This window comes from Cardinium endosymbiont of Philonthus spinipes, from assembly GCF_964030745.1.
In the GTDB taxonomy this organism is placed as follows: domain Bacteria; phylum Bacteroidota; class Bacteroidia; order Cytophagales; family Amoebophilaceae; genus Cardinium.
The window spans coordinates 645,426-666,683 of record NZ_OZ034918.1; the positions used below are offsets into that span (position 1 = coordinate 645,426).

Below are 21,258 nucleotides of genomic sequence, written 5' to 3' on the forward strand. Positions count from 1 at the left end.
TTAAACCAAATCAACAATTATTTTAGCTATTTTATCCTGGGCATTAGCATGTAATGTAGTAAAAGGTGCCATGCGTTTGACAAGTTCTAGTTGTTGCGTTTCATCATTAAGTAATTCTATTACCTTGGGGATCAGTAAAAATGGACACTCCTGGTCTGTAATATGCACCACCGCTCCCTGAGCAGCCAATGGTAAGCTATTCTTAGTTTGATGGTCTCCTACTACATTGGATGATGGTACTAAAATGGTTGGCTTGCCTCTTACACAAAGCTCTGCAATAGATAAAGCACCAGCTCTAGAAATCACAATATCTGCTGCCGCATAAGCCATTTCCATATTGCTTAAAAATGGATAACATTTTATATGGCGATAGTCTTTCATCGCCTTTTTAATAGGCGCAAAATAGCGCTCGCCGGTTACCCATATCACTTGTATATCTAGGGAAGACAACTGCGCACTCCATTCTAAAAAGGTTGTGTTCAACATGCTTGCGCCCCCACTTCCACCTACCACTAGTAGACACTTTTTGTTCTGAAAGGCAGAAAAACTAAAATATTCAAGCGCATCCATTCGGTCTTCTTGGAAGGTACAAAGCGATGATCGTATGGGATTGCCTGTAAAGATTATTTTTTCTTTTGCACAAGGCAAAAAAACATCTTGATAGCCTGTACAAACCTTATCCACAAACCTAGCCAGTAGCTTATTAGCCAACCCAGCAACGCTATTTTGTTCTTGAATCAAGGTGGGGATCCGCTGCATAGCAGCTACAAAGAGGGTGGGAAAAGAGGCATACCCCCCTGTTCCAATAACCACATCGGGTTTAAATGATTTAATAATAGATCTTGCTTGATAGAAGCTTTTTAGAAGCAGAAAGGGCAACAATAGATTTTTAAAGATTTTACGTCTTTGAAATCCCTTTATACTAATCCGCTGAATCGGATAACCAGCAGCAACTACTAATCCTACCTCCTTTCCCCCTTTGGCTCCTACAAACAAGAACACTGCATCGGGAGCCCTTCGCTTAATGCCATCAGCAATAGCTATAGCAGGATAAATATGTCCCCCAGTACCGCCACAACCTATTAAAACACGCATAAAGTATTATAATGGATTAGCCCCTAAAGCTGGCTCTTGCTTGATCTCTACTGTTCCATTAGGCGCAGCAACGGTATACTTGGTTAAATCCCTTGTAGCACGAAACCCACTTCCTTTTAACACATGCTCTTTATCTGTTATTACAATGGGCAATTCTGTAAATATTATTTCTTGCTTTGTATCGTACCATAATTGCTCTGTTTGAATAGTTAAGGAGTGTTCTGGCTTACAAATCAGGACATTGCCTGCTAGCATGCAAAGATTCTGTGCTTTGTTGTAAGAAAGCTTATCAGCTTGGATCTTTATAGGTCCCGCCTCTTTGTCAAATGTATTGCCCAATAAAACAATGGTGACGCTGCCTGCCAATGTTACATTGCCATTCTTGTATTGGCGCATCTCACCTGCCTGAATGGTTATATCTAACCTACCCCTTTCTGTACCCAATAACTCAAATTGAGTCGTCTCTAATAAGGGAACCTCGTCTTGATCATCTGCATATAGTGGGGTATACCAACCTATTACCATAAAGCAAAATAACCCTATAAGCCCATTACATCTATACATACACTTCAAAAACGAGGTTCTTGCTAATCTATACTATTCTATTCAAGAATAGTATAGATCAGCCAACAGAAGAGTTAAAAAGGACTTATTGCTTAGCATGAGGGGTGCTACCCAATTGAACTGCCAAATAACCAATAGTCCCTTTACTAGGTTCCATAACCTGCATCAAAACAGGTTCTCTAGTACGTCGAATCATTTCAGCTAAATCAGCTATGCTAGCAACAGGTTGCTTATCAAAAGCAAGTAAAATATAACCTTTTTTAAGGCCAGCATCCTGAAACTTTCCTTTGGAAACTTCCTGAACCAGCACTCCGTTAGTAAGCTTTAGCTTTGCTTTTGTTTTCTTATCAATATTTTGAAATACAGCACCTTCCACCTTCAGGATATCATCTTGTTGTACAATCTGTATCACATCAGGCTGCTTTTTCAATACTATTTCTATTGTTTTTACTTTACCTTTGCGGTATAATGTAATGGCTACCTTGTCACCTGGCTTAGCACAACAGATTATTTCTTGTAAATCTGGACATTTATTAACTTTTCGGCCATTGATTTGGGTAATCACATCTTCTTTTTGGAATTCCTTCCCACAAGGACTATTGTCTTGCACGCCATCGACATAGACACCGCTAATTGCTTGTAAGCCCAATTTCTGAGCCAATGCAGCATCAACATCTCGAATGGTTATACCCAATAATACCCGCTGTATAGCACCATGTTGAATGAAATCATTGGCTACCTTTTTTACTATAGATGAAGGAATGGCAAAGCCATATCCTATAAATGTCAATGAAGAGGATCTTCCAGGACAAATAGCTGTATTAATGCCTACCAATTCTCCATATAAATTGACCAACGCGCCACCACTATTACCTGGATTAATGGCTGCATCAGTTTGAATAAAAGATTGAATCCCTAATTGCCCGTTACCAACATGATCTAGCCATCTAGATTTAGCACTTACAATTCCTTTGGTAACAGTAGAGTGGAGGTTAAAGGGGTTTCCAACTGCTAAAACCCACTCACCTACTTCTAGTTTATCTGAACTGCCTAACGCCAAAACAGGTAGGTCAGATGCTTCAATTTTTAAAATTGCCAAATCAGTGCAGGCATCTGACCCAACTAGTTTTGCCTTATAAGATCGATTATCATTTAAGATGACCTCTATCTGATCAGCACCCTCCACCACATGGTTATTGGTAATAATATAGCCATTGCTGGTGTAAATAACCCCAGAACCATAAGAATCTTCAGGAGGCCGTTCAGATGTTTTAGGCACCAACAATCTTTCTCCAAAAAATTCTTTAAAAAACTGCTCTAGAGGGTGGTTCGACCCCTGTTTGAGCAACTTAGGATTTTTATATATCTTTACATGCACTACTGCTCGTGTAGCCACTTTAGCTGCATAGGTAAAGTCGGGCAAGGCTGTGGGCAAAGGCTTATCCTCTGGTGCTACGATGGTTTGTTCCAGCGGTTTATGCTGCTCCACAGTAGCAACCTGCTGTAGAGCGCCAACAGCTGTTAGGTTGCTGTTGTTACCCCGTGAATAAGGACCCACAAACCATAAACATAAGCCAAATGCAGCTACAATAACCGTATTAAACAGCTTTTTACATATACCCTGTTTACTAAATTGTTCGTACATAGCGATTTTATTTTTGTATTTTTACAGTCATCTTTCCATTGAGCCATAAAGGCGATTGGTGTAGGTACTATTGGCCTATTAGGGCCATACGTACAAGCACGTTAGCAAAAATCTAAAATATTTTTCACCTATACAAAGATGCATCAAATATTACGGATCTACAACAGCTTAACCAGACAAAAAGAGGTATTTGAGCCACTTAGGCCGCCTTTTGTGGGCATCTATTTATGTGGCCCTACGGTTTATGGAAAGGCTCATCTAGGCCATGCACGTGCAGCTATTACCTTTGATATCCTCTTTCGTTATTTACAACATCTGAACTATACCGTGCGTTATGTGCGCAACATTACAGATGTAGGCCATTTGGAACGAGACTTGGATGATGGTAAGGACAAAATAGCGCAACAGGCCAAGCTGGAGGAAATAAGCCCTATGGAGGTAGCACAACGTTACACCAATAGCTATCGGAAAAATATGGAAGTACTGAATGTATTACCTCCTAGCATTGAGCCCTGTGCAAGCGGACATATTCTAGAGCAAATTGCCATGATTGAAAAGATTCTTGAATATGGTTTGGCGTATATAATAGATGGGTCTGTCTATTTTGACGTAGCCAAATACAATCAAATGCATCATTATGGCAAGCTGTCTGGCAGGAGCATAGAAACCACTCGTTCGGGCACACGTTCATTGACCAAACAAACCGATAAAAAACAACCGGAAGATTTTGCCTTATGGAAAAAGGCAACCCCTATGCATATCATGCGTTGGCCTTCTCCCTGGGGAGAAGGTTTTCCTGGTTGGCATATTGAGTGCTCTGCAATGGCTACAAAATATCTAGGCAATCAGTTTGACATACACGGGGGGGGAATGGATTTGCTTTTTCCCCACCATGAATGTGAAATTGCACAGGCACAAGCTGCAGTACAAACAAATTTAGCTACTTATTGGATGCATAATAATTTGGTTACGATTGATGGGGTAAAAATGGGTAAATCATTGGGTAATTTTATTACACTAGACGCACTGTTTTCAGGAGACCATCCTGCCCTAGATCAGCCCTATAGTCCTATGACATTGCGGTTTTTTATGCTACAGGCCCATTATAGAAGCACCCTTTCTATTACCATAGAGGGGTTAAAAGCAGCCCATCAGGGCTATCGTAAGCTAATGAATGGTCTCCATCTCTTGGCTAAGCTTCATCAAGAAACGGTAGCCACAACAAGCGGAAGGTTAGATGAAGCCATTTATGCAGATTGCACAGCTTGTTACAGTGCTATAAATGACGATTTCAATACGGCAAAAGTTTTAGCCCATTTATTTAATTTGCTCAAAAAAATAAATGGATGGCACAATGGCACACTGGAGCATGACTCCATTTCAAAAGCTGCATTGGATCAATTGCGCACTACTTATACTACCTTTACGGTAGCGCTATTAGGTCTAAAAGAGGAGCATCAACTCACTACTGATCAAATGGTAGCAACATTTCTAAAAATTTACCAAGAGGCCAAAGCAGAGAAGCGGTACGATCAAATTGATTACATACGTACTGCACTCCATAAAATGGGTATTGCGATCAAAGACCATTCCAGTGGTGTGCGATGGGAATACCAGTGTAAGCATTCAACACTATGTCCATAGTAGTAAAATGCCCCTGTAAAAAGTTGGGAAATAGGCCTCACTCCTTACAGATGATTAGGAAAAACAGATTCCTTTAAAGCCCGCTTAGCGGGCGATTTCTGTTTTTCTATCTGTAAGGAGTGAGGTCCTCAACTTTTTACCGAGGGCTTGATTTTTTGTCCACTTTTTTATCAAGAAAAAAGTGGAATACAATTCATTATTAACCAGTGACGTGAACAGACACATACCAGTAGTTATGTAAATGGATACTGATCTATATTCTCTACAAAAGATGTCAATTCCTTGGCTAAATGTTTTAAAAACCCTCCTCCCAAGGCTCCATCTATAATTCGGTGGTCGTAGGTATGGGATAGAAACAGCTCATCGCGAATAGCAATGGTTTCTTTTCCCTGAACATAGACCACAGCAGGCCGTTTTTCAATAAGCCCCAATGCAAGAATAGCTACTTGTGGTTGTACAATAATAGGTGTGCCCATTAGGTTATCAAAACAACCAATATTAGAAATGGTATAGCTGGCGCCGGTTAGTGCATCAGGCATAATGGTGCCGCTGCGTGCTTTATGGATCAACACATCAATCTGCCTGGCCAATGATACCAAACCAAGCTGTTCTACTCTATGGACCACAGGAACCAATACATTACCATCTGGTAATGCCACTGCAAAACCTATATTAACATGCTTGCGCTTAATAATTCGATCTGCTGCTACTACTGCATTGAGCAGTGGAAATTGTTGTAAGGCACGTGCAATCACTGTCATAAAAATAGGATTATAGGTCAACTTAATCCCATACTTTTCCTCAAAAGAAGCCTTATATTGATTCCTCCAAGCAACAATGGAGGTTACATCCGCACGTATAAAAGAGGTAACATGCGGTGCAATTTGCTTAGATGCAACCATACGATCGGCAATGAGTTTGCGCACACGGTCCATTTGGACTACCTCATCCCCCTCTAAAGGGGTAACGGCTTCATGAAACAAATGGCGATCGGAAGGGGGAGTATGGTTGGGCATTCGCTTGCTTAAATAAGCCAAAAGGGCTGCTTTGGTCACCCAATGATCGGTAGCACAACCAGCCAATCTGGATAGCTCATCTGCTGAAATACCATGCTGCTTCGCAATATGCCTGGCTACGGGGGTGAGTTTTGCTTTGCTAAAAGCTTGCAAAGCAAAGGATCTATCTCCCACATTAGGTGGTGGGAGGGTGGCTGCTACAGCGGCTACAGTGGATTGTACCCCTATAGAAGATTGTTCATGGGCCACAGTAGGTAGCACAATATTTTCGACTTCTAATAAAGCAATAGGCGCTCCAATGGCCACTACCGCTCCTTTGCTTACTAATAATTTTTTAACCTTACCAGTATAAGCAGCGGGAATTTCTGCATCAACCTTATCTGTGGCAACCTCCAATAGAGGCGCACCTTCCACAATAGTTGCTCCCTCGCTTACACACCAATGCAATACTATTGCTTCCATCACACTTTCACCCATCTTAGGTAAGTAGAGTGTTATTAAGGACATATTCACCACGCTTTAAAAAACTACCCTCTACCACTAGCCTGCTGGCCTATGACCGGCAGTGGATCTTTATGACTCATTTTTTTGGGCCATTATTAAAGAAGATATACAGTCATATAACTGCGTATATTCTCGTTCAAACTGATTTTTTTCCTGGCCATCAGGAAGATTTGCTATATCCTGTTTGAGCTCATTTAATATTGCCTGAAGTTCCTTTAATAGGCTGCTTGCAATCGGATACCTTATAATAGATGGGTATTCTTTTAACTTCTTGAGTACCTCTAAGAATAGTTCATGTGCCTTTGCATAATTTTTTTCACAAGGTGTTACACCAAGTATATTGCCATTATCATCTACCTCTTTTTGTTCTCCCGTAATATAAGCAGATATATCCATGAGCGGAGCAAGCAAATCATCCCGTACCAAGCGTATATCTTCCGAATTGCCCCCTATACATGAGGTAAAAGAAAAGCCCAATGCAATTAGAAAAGTCCAGTATTTAATTAAACCAATTAGTCTGATAATCATTTCATATAGTGCGAAAACTACGCAAAAAGTAGTAGCATACTATAACTACCATTGTATATTATTTATTGTATTGTATAATGTTCCTAAAAATTTTAAACCTCCTTCCATAGCTTACCTTTTGCAGCAGGCTAACAGCTACCAACTGGATTAATGATCCAACAGATTACAACATAATAAATAATCACGCCCAATAGTTCTACAGTTGTATTAATCGCAGGATTGGCCGCTACTGCAGGATCTCCATTAAAATACTTAGCAGCCAACGGAAAAGCCGCTCCTATAAAAGCAGAAAAAATAACTTGTAAAACAATACTCAGTGCCACTACAAACATCACCTGATAGTGCCTGTTGGTCTCTGGATCCAGACTGGAGGTAAAAAACACTTTAATATATGCAAGAAAAAACAAAACAGAAGCCAACATAATGGCAATCCTCAATTCCTTTAAAATAATCCTGGCCCAATCAGCCAACGTTACTTGGCCGCGGTTCAATGCTTGCAATACTACTGAAGCCACTTGACTGCCTACATTGCCTCCTGTGTCCGTAATCATACTCAAGTAGAAAATCAGATTAAAGGGGGTGAAAAAAGCGCTTTTGGAATGGGTAAAGGCGTGGCCCACAATACTGGCCATAAATACGACTACGATCCATTTGATTCTTTTCTTAAGATGTTGTAGGCTGGATACCTTGAGATAGTCTGGTGCATCTTCTTCTGAAGTAATACCCATAAATTTATCCATATCCTCAACTTGTTCAGCTCTGATAATATCTATGGCATCGTCATAACTGACAATACCTACAATTTGTTCTTCTTGATTGAGAATAGGAATGGCTACCAAATCATATTGTTCAATTTTTTTGGCCACAACTTCCTGGTCTTCATCTACCGTAGCATAGACAAAGTTTACATTGAGAATAGTCTCTATTTTCTCTTCAGGAGAGCGCATGACCAAATCCTTTAAAGAAATAAAGCCAACCAACTTCATCTTTTCATCTACTACATAGATATAGTACAGCATCTTTTTTGAAGGGGCATCCTCACGGATTTTAGCGATCGCTTCTTGTACAGTCATTGAATTTAAAACCGTCGCAAAGTCTGTATTCATAATACCTCCTGCCGTATCTGGTAAATAGGCATTGAGCATAATCACATCTTCTCGAACCTTTCTGCTTAAATAGGGTAATAAATGAGCATGCTCCTTACTACTCAATCGCTGGTAAAAATCCACCCGCAAATCAGAAGGCATACAGGAAAAAATCTTTGCAAAGCTACTTTTAGGGATACTATGGTAGATTTGCATCTGCAAAGCATTATCATTCAGTAAGGCAAATATTTCTCCTTGTTTGGCAATAGACAAGGCTCTAAATATTTTGATAACCAACTCACAAGACTGCGCTTCTAAGAAACTGGCCACCTCTATGGGCGATGCACGCTCCAAATAATAGGCCAACCGCTTCTCCTGCTGCTGCTTGAGCAAGCGCATCCACTTAAAAAACTTATTTTCCCCTTTTAGTTTCATAATCGTAGTTTTTTGGTTCCATATGGTATAACCATGCTCAGCAAGCCTAGATGAGAAAATAGATTTGAAAAACCCTAAAAGCATGAACGCAGCCAAGGGTTTGCTACCATGAACAAAAAAGATATAGTTTTCAGACTAAAACATAGCCCCCACATATTCTAGCCACAAGTAGAGTCAAGAAGAAGGCTTAACGAAAAGTAAATTTAAGAGAATCTGAAGTAAATTACCAATAAGTAGCCCTAAATCTATACCCAATTATTATGGAATAGAAAGAAATTTTTATCTTTCCATTGATTGGATCAAATAAGCAGGTAAAAAGCAAGTCTCTGCAAAAAGTTTTTGTATGGAGCCCCCTTTTGTGCACCAGAAGGCTGCCATTGTAATTTGGTTTAATAAACGAAAGAAAATATATTTGCCCTAATCCATATAAAGCCCTTTAAAGCCAATGAAATCTAAAAAAATAGTCCTTTTTCTAACCATTGTTACTACTTTACTCTCGCTCTACTATCTTTCTTTTACCTTTGTAGACTATCGAGTGCAGCGCCAAGCGGCACAACAGTCAATGGATCAACAGGGCAGAATAGACTTTGATAAAAGCCAGGCTTATTTAAGGAATATGTGGAAAAAGCCTGTTTATAATCTGCTTGGCGGGGTCTATACCTACGAAGAGGTAAAAGAACGTTCGCTTAAACTAGGGCTAGATCTGCAAGGTGGTATGCATGTAACCATGGAGCTTGTTCCTGTGGAACTTGTAAAAAGATTGGCTGCCTATTCTACAGATGCTGATTTTTTAGCAGCCCTTCAATCGGCGCAACAAGAACGGGAAAAAGGTAACACAACCTCTTTTGGAAAGCTTTTTGTAGCTACCTATACAAAGCTTGCGCCAAAGGGAAATTTGGTAGAGCTTTTTGCTACTGCTGGAGTAGGGACTTACCATTTTGCCAGTGAGGGTGATGTTATAAAGGCAATTGACCAAGAAATTGCACATGCATTGGATTGTTCACTTACCATCATAGGAGCCCGGTTAGATCGCTTTGGCGCTACACAAACCAGTATTCAAAAACTACCTGGAAGTGAAAGGATTCAAATAGCGCTACCAGGTGTTACCCATCCGGAACGGGTTAGAAAATTGCTGCAGGGTGTGGCGCAATTGCGTTTTTGGTCAGTAGCAGAAGCCAGTACTTATGGTTCAGCGCTAGAGGCTGCAAACAACCTTTTGCTAAAAAAAGAAAGGGAAACCATAGCAGCTAAATTGCCAAAAGGGCTTACAGATGCAGAAAAAATGGAACGCATGCCTACGGAATCCATACTCAAAAGGCTTTGCAAAGCCCCTTTCCCTTATGCATTAGCCTATGCGTCTGAAGAAATGAACCAAATAGAGGCCATCTTATCTAGCAAGAAAGTTAAAGCGTTATTGCCTAAAGGGATTACTTGGATGTGGGAAAAAAAAGCACAAATGCTAAGCGATGGCAGCCAGGCAGTTGCCCTTTATGCAATCAACCAGCCCAAGCCGCATCAACCCCTTTTAGAAGGAGACATTATTACCTACGCGGCCCAAACCTTTTCCGAAAATGGCAAACCAGCTGTAACGTTAAAAATGAATCAAAAAGGGGCACAAGCCTGGAGGCGCATTACGGCAGATCATATTGGCAAACGTATAGCAATAGCGCTAGATGATCGGGTTTATTCCGCACCAGCCGTCCATCAAGAAATTCCAAATGGCGACTCGCAGATATCTGGCCATTTTACTGTAGAAGAAGCAAAAGACCTAGCCAGCGTACTGGCAACAGGCTCTTTGCCAGCGCCGCTTAGAATTGTTGAAGAAGCCATTATGGGGCCAAGTTTAGGTAAGATGGCCCAAAACCAAGGGCTCATGGCCACAGCAGTAGGTTTAGGCCTGGTATTGCTTTTTATGTGCATCTATTATGCCAAAGGGGGCATTATAGCCAATGTAGCGCTCTTATTTAATTTACTCTTTATTGTAGGCATTTTAGCAGAACTAGATGCTACCTTAACCCTGCCCGGTATTGCTGGCCTAGTCTTGACAATTGGTATGTCGATCGATGCCAATGTTTTGATATTTGAACGGATACGAGAAGAACTGGCACAAAAAGTCCATATCAAAGAAGCCATTCAGCGTGGGTATGCCAAGTCATATAGCTCTATTTTTGATGCCAATATTACTACCTTTCTTACTGGAGCCATACTCTATTACCTAGGGCAAGGGCCAGTTCGTAGCTTTGCCCTGATCTTAATGATCGGTATCATCAGCTCTATATTTGCTTCGATATTTATTACAAGGTTGATTTTTTGCTGCTTAATGGAGCGGTGCCGCACCCCAAACTTAACCTTTTCTTATCCATTTATACCTATGCTTTTTAAAAAGGTACAGATTGATTTTATTAAGCATCGTTACCGTTTTTACGCATGCTCTTTAGCATTTATAGCAGTGGGTGCTTGCTATTTTTACCACTGTAAAGGACTTGCTTTGGGAGTGGATTTTGCGGGTGGTCGTTCCTATACTGTCCACTTTGCTCAACCTATAGATGCTTCGCTACTTAAAGATGGCCTATCTGCACAACTTCAACAAGGAGTAGCGGTGCGTACCTATGGTGCCAATAATGTGATGCAAATCACTACCAGCTATTTGCATAATGAGGATAAGGCTACATCCGATGAAAAGATTCGCAATAAGCTGGTTACTGCCTTGAAAGCGTGCACACAATTGAAAGGAAATAATCAGGTTGCAGCTAATAATGATTTTCATATTACAAGCAGTACCAAAGTGAGTGCTACCGTGGCACATGATGTCCAAAAAAGTGCAAAAAAATCAATGGCACTTGCCATATTGGGTATATTTGTTTACATTGCATTGCGCTTTAGAAGATGGGGATTTGGTTTAGCAGCTGTAATAGCGCTTATACATGATGCTTTAGCTGTCATAGCTGGGTTTAGTATAGCACGTGCTTTAGGCATAAGCTATGAAGTGAATGAAGTATTCTTAGCTGCTATGCTCACAGTGATTGGTTATTCCATAAATGATACAGTGGTTATCTTTGACCGTATAAGGGAAAGAGTAGCTGGTAAGGCTGCGGATATATCCAGGGGCATGATTAATGATGCGATTGGAGAAACATTAAGCAGAACGGTTATCACCTCCTTTACAACATTACTAACTGTTGCTGTGCTCTTCTTTTTTGGAGGGGAAGCATTACGGAACTTCTCTTTTGCATTATTATTAGGTGTATTGTTTGGCACTTATTCTTCTATCTGCATTGCAGCCCCTCTTTTAGCAGATTTTGGTCGTAAACTTGCTACTGACAAGCAGTAGACAGGCATCAAACACCAAAATCGATAAACGCAATAGCCTACAATAGACCGCTTTCGAAACCTATTTGTGGTGCGTAATTTTCAGGAGCAGCGTAGTGGCCAGCATCCTTAGCTGTATGCTAGGAGCATAAGCGCGCCCCAAAATTGTCATGAGCAATTCAATTTTAAAAAGCGGCCTATTGTAGCGATCATAACGCAAATAAAATTTGGTATATCTATGAAGACGAAACGTATTATTCCTATTTACATGGTCTTAAATGGGCTGGGTAGTATGGTACCCACTATTCTAATGATTGGCTTTTCCATCACTTTATTTGAAAAAGATACCAGCGGCATTTCTGCAGCTTATTTGGAGCCAGCCAGTTTATTAGGAATTGGTTTTGCTGGGTTAATCGGAGGTTTTTTTTTCAAACGTTTTTCCTCCTATACGATAGGTATAGGTGCACTTTTATGCGCAACATCAACTTTGTTGATCTTATCGGCCTATAATGATGTAAATCTACGTGCCTGCACCATTACATTATGGGCGCTTGCTTGCATTATGAGTATTGAACATTCCAATGGTCTTGCTTTTATCAATAGGCAAATAGGGGCGCATGACAAACCTTTCTTTTTTTCGACTTTTCAAATTTTTTTACAGTGTTTTAATGTATTAGCGCCCATAGCAGCAAAAAACCTACTGGCCACTATCGGATTGAAAATGCTTTTGTTGCTTTGCAGCCTTATCTACATCTTGCGTATCATACCCTGGAAGCTATTCCGAGATCTTGGCGCAAAAGAAATGTTACGACAACCATCTGGTATGTTAACAGGCTTTAAGGAAATCATTCAAAACCCTGGGCTAGTACGTATGACCAGCTTTCGTTTGGTAAGCTATATAGCCATTATAGCCTATACGGTCAGTTTGCCCATTTTGGTAGCAAGAATGGCAAATGGAAATAGTCAAGTCAATGCAGCATTACATAGCTACAGCATCAGTATGATGCACTTAGGTTTCATTGTAAGTGGCATATGTGGTTCATGGATCTTAAAAAGAAGGCCTAGGTGGATCGTTGGCTTTTTTAATATTAGCCCTATTTGTATCGTATTAGCTTCGATTGTGGCTTTTTATGTCAGGCAACCAGGCTACCTTCAGGCAACTGCCTTATTATATGGCATGGGCCTTTACTTACTTAGAACAGCTATTGCAATTATAGGGCAAGCGTTAACGCAAAAAGATAAACTGGCCCACGTGATTTTAGTGGGGGATGCAGTGGTCAAATCTTTTGCTTATGGCATTGGTACGTTGATACCATCTTGGATCCTCCTTCCCGCTGTATGGGGTATAGCGCCTCCATTTGTGGGATGTGTTTTGTGTTCTTTACTTTCATTGGGTATGATCAAACCCATTACCAAAATATATTTGGATTCTTTATGTAAAAAGAATAATGCCCAATAAAGCATTCCGCACCTTCCCCCAAATAGATCTCCTGATACGCATTAGGCTTTTCAACCACTTTTAGTTGACTATGAGTTTGTTTTTTTGTAGTTTATGAATAAAGGGGAAGTGGATAAATGGACAACCATTGTCTCAACCCCATTGCAACACAATTAAGCATTCTGGATTAACTAAACCAGATAGCGCCATATGTATTATGGCAATGCTGCTTAATAGTGATTAGATAACTAAACTTAAAAAAAGATAAATATTATGAAAAAACATACATGCTATAAAGGAGCTTTGCTCATTGGAGTGCTCAGTTTAAACACTTTATCTTCCTGTGTACACACAAGACAAACATTAGGTATGAACAGCGGGCTAGCTGTGAGTAATAATAATGTAGTGCCTGCCAATAGTCTTGGTACGTTGCAACTTAATCAAGACAGTTCTGGGATAACAAACGGCTTTAGCTCAAACATGGATTCGATAAAAACACAATCCATTCTTAATGACCTACAAGTGGGAGAACAACAATGGGGGAGTAATGAGGGCGAGAAAGATATTGCAAAACGGGAAGTTCCTGCTCTTAATGACCTACAAGTGGGAGAACAACAATGGGGGAGTAATGAGGGCGAGAAAGATATTGCAAAACGGGAAGTTCCTGCTCTTAATGACCTACAAATGGGAGAACAACAATGGGATAGGGCAAATAGGGTGCGGAGCGCGATATACAAGGCAGATGTGGATAGCGTCGAAGAGATGCAGAGCAAGGGAGAAATAAACTGGAATTACCAGGATATGGTGGGTAACACATTGGTGCATACAATAGCACATCAACTACAAGAAGTGTGCAGTTATCTAATGATAAAAGGAAGTCAAGCATACCAAGAGTGCCCCGACCCAAAAACAGCCGAGAATGTTGTAAAGATAGGGGGCATTGCATGTGCAGACAATACAAGTGCGGATCCCTCTATACCTAATATATGGGGCATGACTGTACTGAGTCAGTTGAAAAACTGGATTCTGCATGCAGAGGGAAATAGTCGTTTCAAGAGTTTGTGCGAAAAGCTATATCTAGGACTAGACCGATGTAACCAGGTAAACAAGAATAAAGCATTAGCAAAAGAGAATGAAGAATTAAAAAGCACGAATGAAATATTAGAGGAAAAATTGCAGGAGTGTGAAAACCGTAATTCCAATAGTAGGTAGATCCCTTCGGGGGATCCGTTCATGACTGTGGAAGAGATGTTCTTTCCGATCTGTTTTAGGTATAGCTTTAGGGAAGTTGTTTTGCATAAATGCACAATTTTGTTTTAAAGTTTTCGTACAAAGTTGGAAAAACGAGTTTCCTGCCATAGCCGTGAACGGGTATGCCCTCGGAAAAAAGTTGTGGCCCCACTCCTTGTAAATGGCTAACCCACTATCAGCCCTGCCTCTCCTTCGATAAAAAAATGGCGCTCTAGTAAAGGACTAACAGCTGAGCGATATGTTTTTCAGTGGATTAGAAAATCGTCTGTTTGAAGCCCGCTTGCGGGCTGAGTTCACGATTTTCCCGCTGAAAAACATATCGATTCAACTATTTACTATCGGGCCATACTTTTTATCGAAGGAGACGCGGGGCGGGTACTTGGTCAGCTATTTGCTTTTTCAGAAAAACGTAATCACAGTGATGAATGGATACTCGTGAAAAGCTAGAAAAAACGTATTTTCTGCCACAGTGGTGAATAGATACTATGGTATCTATATCACACCACTTTTTTGGATAAAGTCAACAGCAATGGCTAAACCCTGGTTGTCTATCGAATGAGCAAGGTTCTTGAGTTTATGCCCACTACATGGTACCTTTTGCTCAGCTAAATAAGCTATCGCATGGTCTACAGCACCTACCGCAACTACAGTATCTAACATGCCATGAATCAAACAAATAGGTGTAGTCGTATTGATGGGTTGCGGAGGGGCTATCAATAGCCCAGAAAATCCTATAGTAGATAAGAAAGGCTCCGTCTGTATAAGTGTTAAATAGATAGCCAGCATAGCCCCCTGTGAGAAGCCAATCAGAATAGTATCTTTATTGGTAAGATTGAGCCCCATTTGTTTTTGTTTAATGATCTCTGTAACCGATGCTACATTACTGCCCAATAACCTTTTCATCACATAGGGCGTTCGATCTTGCAGGCTAAACCATTGCCGCCCATGAGCAGCCATATCATATGGCTCTACCCCATGTGGCGCCATAAAATGGCAGTCCGGTAAATCATCTTGGATATATGGAACCAATTTGATTAAATCATGCCCATTAGAGCCGACACCATGTAATAATACTACTAACTTTTTTGCGGGTAGCATTTTACTATGTACCTCAGGATGTATTAAATTGCTCATTATTGATCTGCTATTATTGTAAACTTGTCCACAACTCGTGCTCATCAATATATCATGGAAAAACCAATAGTTGATAAAATTTTTGAGATTTTAAGCAATAAAAATCAAAACCCTACCACAGAACTGGTCTATACCAATGCATTTACCTTATTAGTAGCGGTAATATTATCTGCACAAGCCACTGATATATCGGTAAATATAGCAACCAAACCTTTGTTTGAGCAGTGTGATACACCCGAAAAAATGGTATGCCTTGGAGAAGAAGGGTTGAAAAAATATATAAAATCCATTGGATTGTTTAACCACAAAGCTAAAAATATCATCTCCTTATGTAAGCGATTGATCACCCATTATGACGGCCATATACCCAACAACTTTGAATCACTTTTACAACTACCAGGCGTAGGTAGAAAAACAGCCAATGTAATCCTCAACACCTTATTTAACGAGCCAACCATTGCGGTAGACACCCATGTATTTAGAGTAGCCAAAAGAATTGGCCTAGCAAAAGGCACAACGCCCCAAAAAGTAGAGAGTGAACTATTAGAGATTATAGATCAAAAGTGGCGCAGGCACGCCCATCATTGGCTTATCCTACATGGTAGATATATTTGCAAAGCAAGAAAACCTAACTGCAGCATTTGTCCCATTCAAACACATTGCGCCTACTATCAAGAAAATTTCAAAGAGTAGGTGCCAGATGAAGCATCATATTTATAATCTCCTGCTTCAATGAAGGATATTTTTTTATTAAAGGTTTAACCTCATTGTTAAAGCTGAAAGAAAATATAATACTATAGCCCATTGAGTTCTTTTACAAAATCTTGTTCAGAGATCATGTTCAATTTGCCTTGTCGAAACAATTTAACCTCTTCTAATGCATTTTTAAACTTTGTTAAAGTAGCCCTTTTAGCACCTTCATGATCCTCTACTTTGACAAAGTCAAGCGTTTTTATGAATTCTATAAAAGGTTGATATTTATTGTCCTTAATAGATAAAGTTATGTATTTCATAATCAGATCATTTTATAAAATACTTTAGTATTTTGGGTCGATTAACTCAATAGCCAATACTAACTTTAGTATACCAGCAATAGTAAGTGTAAAAGTATATGAATAAAGTGTATGAAACAATTTCCGTAGCTCATCAATCATCCAACTTTAACACCGCCATAAAAGCCTCCTGTGGCACTTCTACTGAACCTACTTGCCGCATCCGCTTTTTACCCTTTTTTTGTTTTTCTAAAAGTTTTCTCTTGCGTGAAATATCACCACCATAACATTTGGCAATCACATTTTTTCGCAATGACTTTACCGTTTCTCTGGCAATGACCTTTGTGCCAATAGCTGCTTGAATGCTTACCTCAAACATATGCCTAGGAATGATTTCTTTAAGCTTTTTACATAAGACCTTTCCCCGTTCATAGGCATTTGATCTATGTACAATAGCCGAAAGAGCGTCTACTTTTTCGTTGTGTAATAGAATATCTAGTTTTACCAGATCGGCATTGGCAAACCTAGATAGTTCATAATCTAAGGAGGCGTAACCACGCGAAATGGTTTTGAGTTTATCAAAAAAGTCAAAAACCACTTCTGCTAAAGGCAACTCAAAAGTAAGTTCTACACGGTCAGCTGTTAAGTAGACCTGGTTTTTAAAGACCCCCCTTCTATCCATACAAAGCTTCATAATACCACCCACAAATTCTGATTTTGTAATAATTTGTGCTTTGATCAAAGGCTCCTCAATGCGCTCAATGGCATTAGGAGCAGGCATATCCGCAGGTGCTTGCACATCTATCCGTTGACCTTTTGGGTCTATTACATGAAATTGTACCGACGGAACAGTAGTGATAATGGTGATATTAAACTCTTTTTCCAGGCGCTCCTGTATAATCTCCATATGGAGCATGCCTAAGAAACCACATCGAAAGCCAAAACCCAAAGCAGCAGAGGTTTCTGGTTCCCAAATTAATGAAGCATCATTTAATTTTAACTTTTCCATAGCATCTCGTAGCGACTCATACTCAGTAGTATCTACCGGATAGATGCCGGCAAAAACCATAGGCTTCACCTCTTCAAAGCCCTTTATCATTGCCCCTGTCGGTTTTCCAGCCCTATCTATATGGGTAATCGTATCCCCTACTTTTATTTCACTTGCATTTTTAATCCCAGCAATCATATAGCCCACATGACCCGCTTCTAAAAAAGGTTTGGGGATTTGTTGCAATTTTAAAATACCAATCTCTTCTACCCTATAATCTAGCCCTGTGCTAATGCATTGAATCTGATCTCCAGGCTTAATCGTTCCATTAAAAATGCGAAAATAGACCTCCACACCACGAAAAGTATTATACAACGAATCAAAAATCATCGCTTGCAGTGGCGCCTGACTATCCCCTGTAGGGGCAGGTATACGGGTCACTATAGCCTCGAGCAGGAGATCAATCCCAATACCCTGTTTGGCGCTCGCAGCAATAATCCCATCTCGATCACAGCCTATCAGCTCCACGATTTGATCCTTTACTTCTTCTGGTCTTGCCCCTGGCAAATCAATCTTGTTCAATACAGGGATAATGGTAAGGTTTTGCTCTAAGGCCAAATATAGATTGGAGATGGTTTGTGCTTCTACCCCCTGTGCGGCGTCAACAACCAACAGGGCTCCCTCACATGCAGCAATAGAGCGAGAAACCTCATAGGTAAAGTCTACGTGGCCAGGGGTATCAATTAAGTTGAGTAGATAGGGAGCGCCATCGTAGGTATAGCCCATTTGGATCGCATGGCTTTTGATTGTGATCCCACGTTCACGTTCCAAATCCATGTTATCAAGCACTTGATTTTTTTGATCACGTATGCCCACCGTTTTTGTTGTTTCTAATAAACGATCTGCTAAGGTGCTTTTGCCATGATCAATGTGTGCAATGATGCAAAAATTTCGAATATTTTTCATTAAACTTAATTAAGTATCTATATATTAAATTATAATTCGCATACATCTAGTATGTTGTGGTGCCCGATTACGTTGCTCCTAAAAATTGCGTACTATAATAAATAGGCTTGGAAAGCCGTCTGTTATTTACCAATGGTACAAGGTACGGAATTTAAAAAATAGTATTATCTTTGCATTAACTTTTGTGTAATTTTCTAATCCAGTTATGAATAATTTAATAAAATATGTTGAGGCGGTGTGCAACCCTCAACCAGCCCGCTCATTTCCCTCTTTCAAGGCTGGAGACACCATCAATGTGCATGTTAAAATACAAGAAGGGAACAAAGTGCGTATTCAACAATTTCAAGGAGCAGTTATTCAACGTAGGCACCCCAATACCAATGGAGAAACCTTTACGGTACGCAAAGTATCCAAAGGGGTTGGTGTAGAGCGTATTTTTCCTTTACTTTGTCCTAATATTGAAAAAATAGAAGTAAACCGAAAGGGTGCTGTGCGAAGGGCCAGAATTTTTTATCTAAGGGGTAAGCAAGGTAAGGCTGCACGTATTAAGGAGCTTAGATAAGCCATTTATATTCCATTTTTTTTCTTACATTTCTTGAGTTGCCTCCTTAGCTCAACTGGCAGAGCAACTGATTTGTAATCAGTAGGTTGCTGGTTCGATTCCGGCAGGGGGCACTTGTGCTGCTTAAAATTTTCCATTTTTTACCGAGGGCTTGAATTTTTGTCCACTTTGTTTATTAACAAATAAGTGGACAAAAATTCATTTTTCAGCTATTTACTTATCGGGCCAGACTGTTTATCGAAGGAGATAATGGGCCGAGCCACAGGTGTGAATAGATACGTATATTTGTTCAATGCATCTAATCCAACGTGTGATACTTTAACAGAAGTGAGACATTTTTCTTTTCCATTTTAGGCAGGTTAGGCTATGGAAAAATAGGCTCGTGTACTATCCCAGCACATTATCTTATGCCCGTTAATCTTACGAGTTTTATTGTCCATCATCCCACATAATCTACTATAATTTTATATTTTTATAAATCACTTTTTGTAGCGTTTCTGTTGAAACTTCACACATAATTGGCTATTTGGCGCATTATTTATTTCCCGTTTTAACCATTTAAAAAAAATTGTATTGGGCAAACTGTCTAACCACTCTTTTGTATCCTTGTCTGGAGTACTATGGAGACTAGTATCATTAATAGGACGATTAAGGTCATGGGTATGTAAAATGATGAGTTATGTTTATCTCCTTCGATAAAAAGTCTGGTCCGATAGTAAATAGCTGAATCGATATGAGGCCGTTGTGATAGGTTGAAGGTATAATTTTGATTAATCTTCCAGGGTTATTTCCTTGCCATATTTGATGTTATAGTGGTATAAAACTATTTATTTACTGATTTTTTAGTCATTTTCAATCTATTTTGGACACACCATTCCCCTAGATACCTCTTAATATGATGTTTGGGGACCTATATAAGTTATAGGCTATTGCCTCCATAACATGTTGCGTATGGGTTTTAGCAAGGCCTATATATCTGGCTCCTGAGCTACGGAACCAACTTTTAATACTTCCAAATACCCGTTCTACTTTATAGCGCGTTTTAGATACTAATTTATTAAACCGTTTAGCAGTGGGTGATAAAGGATTGTTTCTAGCCCCTTTTTTCTGAATAGCTGATTTTAACTTCTTTTTCTTTAGTAAATTTTCGTTGGGCGACCCGCTATAGCCTTTATCTGCATAGAGTCTGCTGCCTGATTTTAGCCTTACTTTATCCAATAATACCTGTAAATGCCCACTATCATGACTAGATGCTTTTGTGGTACCTACGGCTAGCACCAACCCCTCTTTGCTTTCCACAAGAACATGCCGCTTATAGCCATAGTAGAGATGATGGCCTTTTTTTATCCAACTTGCTTCTGGATCTACTCCTTTTTGATAACTTTCAGCTGTGGTTATGGTTCCATCTTCATGCAGATCGTAGCTTTTTTTACCTTTAGGGCGTCTAGGGGTAGGGGTAATAGAAGCATCTACAGCTGCTGAACCGTTTTGAACCAATACACCATGATCAGATAGCTGATTATTAATGATATGCAATAACTTTTCTAAAGCATTCTTCTCTGTAAGGGTAGTTCTAAATCTACTTAGTACACTATGATCTGGAACAGAACTATCCATCGAAATACCACAAAATCTGCTAAAAGTGATACGATCATTCACTTCTTCTTCGACTGCATAGTCGCTCAAGCCATACCACGTCTGTAGCAATAGCATTTTGAATAGAAGCAGAGGACTATAGGCCGGTTTGCCTGATAAACGTAAACCTTTAGGATAATGTAATCGGAGTGCTTTTTCTACTACTGACCAATTAACTAGCTTGTTGATTTGATCAAAGAAAGTGTGTTTGCACTTACGCTTATTGGCGGAAATATCTGAAAAACTTAATTGCTTAGTTTGCTTGAGCGACATACACAATATTATTAAAAGTTTTAAGCATCAATACCTAAAAAAATCAATAGAATTTAACCTTTTTTTACCTTCTTCTAAAAAATAAAAAGATACTTTTTATGGCAAATCGTAAAGGTCTATTGCAACGGCCTCGATATGTTAATATCGAATTTTCGTCCACTTCTTTATCAAGAAAAAAGTGGACGAAAACTCGT

The 21,258-nt window shown here is 39.7% G+C and carries 16 protein-coding genes and 1 tRNA gene; 7 read left to right on the plus strand and 10 right to left on the minus strand.

The window, feature by feature from the left end:
- From murG to AAHM81_RS02785, 3 genes are all read right to left on the minus strand, one after another.
- Complete coding sequence (gene murG / locus AAHM81_RS02775) at positions 1 to 1,095, minus strand: undecaprenyldiphospho-muramoylpentapeptide beta-N-acetylglucosaminyltransferase (RefSeq protein WP_342264992.1); 1,095 nt, start codon at positions 1,093 to 1,095, stop codon at positions 1 to 3.
- 6 nt (positions 1,096 to 1,101) lie between these two features.
- The gene (gene lptC, locus AAHM81_RS02780) at positions 1,102 to 1,659 is read right to left on the minus strand and encodes an LPS export ABC transporter periplasmic protein LptC (protein WP_342264993.1); all 558 of its coding nucleotides are present in this window, start codon (positions 1,657 to 1,659) and stop codon (positions 1,102 to 1,104) included.
- 85 nt (positions 1,660 to 1,744) lie between these two features.
- The gene (locus AAHM81_RS02785) at positions 1,745 to 3,304 is read right to left on the minus strand and encodes a Do family serine endopeptidase (protein WP_342264994.1); all 1,560 of its coding nucleotides are present in this window, start codon (positions 3,302 to 3,304) and stop codon (positions 1,745 to 1,747) included.
- A gap of 138 nt (positions 3,305 to 3,442) precedes the next feature.
- Here AAHM81_RS02785 and cysS point away from each other — a divergent pair, with 138 nt between their 5' ends.
- Positions 3,443 to 4,948, plus strand: coding sequence for a cysteine--tRNA ligase (cysS, locus tag AAHM81_RS02790; protein WP_342264995.1), 1,506 nt, complete (start codon positions 3,443 to 3,445; stop codon positions 4,946 to 4,948).
- A gap of 233 nt (positions 4,949 to 5,181) precedes the next feature.
- Here cysS and AAHM81_RS02795 read toward each other — a convergent pair whose 3' ends face one another.
- From AAHM81_RS02795 to mgtE, 3 genes are all read right to left on the minus strand, one after another.
- Complete coding sequence (locus tag AAHM81_RS02795) at positions 5,182 to 6,471, minus strand: dihydrolipoamide acetyltransferase family protein (protein ID WP_342264996.1); 1,290 nt, start codon at positions 6,469 to 6,471, stop codon at positions 5,182 to 5,184.
- Positions 6,472 to 6,537: 66 nt separating this feature from the next.
- Positions 6,538 to 6,996: a hypothetical protein gene (locus tag AAHM81_RS02800; RefSeq protein WP_342264997.1), complete on the minus strand. Its 459-nt coding sequence runs from the start codon at positions 6,994 to 6,996 to the stop codon at positions 6,538 to 6,540.
- A gap of 128 nt (positions 6,997 to 7,124) precedes the next feature.
- Positions 7,125 to 8,600: a magnesium transporter gene (mgtE, locus tag AAHM81_RS02805; RefSeq protein WP_342264998.1), complete on the minus strand. Its 1,476-nt coding sequence runs from the start codon at positions 8,598 to 8,600 to the stop codon at positions 7,125 to 7,127.
- Between the two features lie 361 nt (positions 8,601 to 8,961).
- Here mgtE and secDF point away from each other — a divergent pair, with 361 nt between their 5' ends.
- From secDF to AAHM81_RS02820, 3 genes are all read left to right on the plus strand, one after another.
- Positions 8,962 to 11,847 (plus strand): protein translocase subunit SecDF, encoded by a 2,886-nt coding sequence (secDF, locus tag AAHM81_RS02810; RefSeq protein WP_342264999.1) that lies wholly within the window; start codon positions 8,962 to 8,964, stop codon positions 11,845 to 11,847.
- 216 nt (positions 11,848 to 12,063) lie between these two features.
- Entirely contained in the window at positions 12,064 to 13,284 is a 1,221-nt protein-coding gene (locus tag AAHM81_RS02815) for a hypothetical protein (RefSeq protein ID WP_342265000.1), read from the plus strand.
- Between the two features lie 252 nt (positions 13,285 to 13,536).
- A complete protein-coding gene (locus AAHM81_RS02820) occupies positions 13,537 to 14,475 on the plus strand; it encodes a hypothetical protein (RefSeq protein WP_342265001.1) in 939 nt (312 codons plus the stop codon).
- A 531-nt stretch (positions 14,476 to 15,006) separates the two neighbouring features.
- Here AAHM81_RS02820 and AAHM81_RS02825 read toward each other — a convergent pair.
- Positions 15,007 to 15,648, minus strand: coding sequence for a hydrolase (locus tag AAHM81_RS02825; RefSeq protein ID WP_342265002.1), 642 nt, complete (start codon positions 15,646 to 15,648; stop codon positions 15,007 to 15,009).
- Between the two features lie 54 nt (positions 15,649 to 15,702).
- Between AAHM81_RS02825 and nth the strand changes: the two genes are divergently transcribed.
- Positions 15,703 to 16,341 (plus strand): endonuclease III, encoded by a 639-nt coding sequence (nth, locus tag AAHM81_RS02830; protein WP_342265003.1) that lies wholly within the window; start codon positions 15,703 to 15,705, stop codon positions 16,339 to 16,341.
- Between the two features lie 101 nt (positions 16,342 to 16,442).
- On the opposite strand, the gene AAHM81_RS02835 is transcribed toward nth, so the two are convergent.
- Positions 16,443 to 16,661 carry a hypothetical protein gene (locus AAHM81_RS02835; protein WP_342265004.1) on the minus strand — a complete coding sequence of 73 codons (219 nt, stop codon included), beginning with the start codon at positions 16,659 to 16,661 and terminating at the stop codon, positions 16,443 to 16,445.
- 133 nt (positions 16,662 to 16,794) lie between these two features.
- Positions 16,795 to 18,594, minus strand: a complete 1,800-nt coding sequence (gene lepA, locus AAHM81_RS02840) for a translation elongation factor 4 (protein WP_342265005.1) — start codon at positions 18,592 to 18,594, stop codon at positions 16,795 to 16,797.
- Between the two features lie 205 nt (positions 18,595 to 18,799).
- Between lepA and rplS the strand changes: the two genes are divergently transcribed.
- Together rplS and AAHM81_RS02850 are read left to right on the plus strand one after the other, a co-directional pair.
- On the plus strand, positions 18,800 to 19,156 hold the full coding sequence (gene rplS / locus AAHM81_RS02845; protein ID WP_342265006.1) for a 50S ribosomal protein L19: 357 nt from the start codon (positions 18,800 to 18,802) through the stop codon (positions 19,154 to 19,156).
- Positions 19,157 to 19,196: 40 nt separating this feature from the next.
- Positions 19,197 to 19,269 (plus strand) — tRNA-Thr (locus AAHM81_RS02850).
- A 766-nt stretch (positions 19,270 to 20,035) separates the two neighbouring features.
- On the opposite strand, the gene AAHM81_RS02855 is transcribed toward AAHM81_RS02850, so the two are convergent.
- The gene (locus tag AAHM81_RS02855) at positions 20,036 to 21,064 is read right to left on the minus strand and encodes an IS5 family transposase (protein WP_342264943.1); all 1,029 of its coding nucleotides are present in this window, start codon (positions 21,062 to 21,064) and stop codon (positions 20,036 to 20,038) included.
- Positions 21,065 to 21,258: the final 194 nt, after the last annotated feature.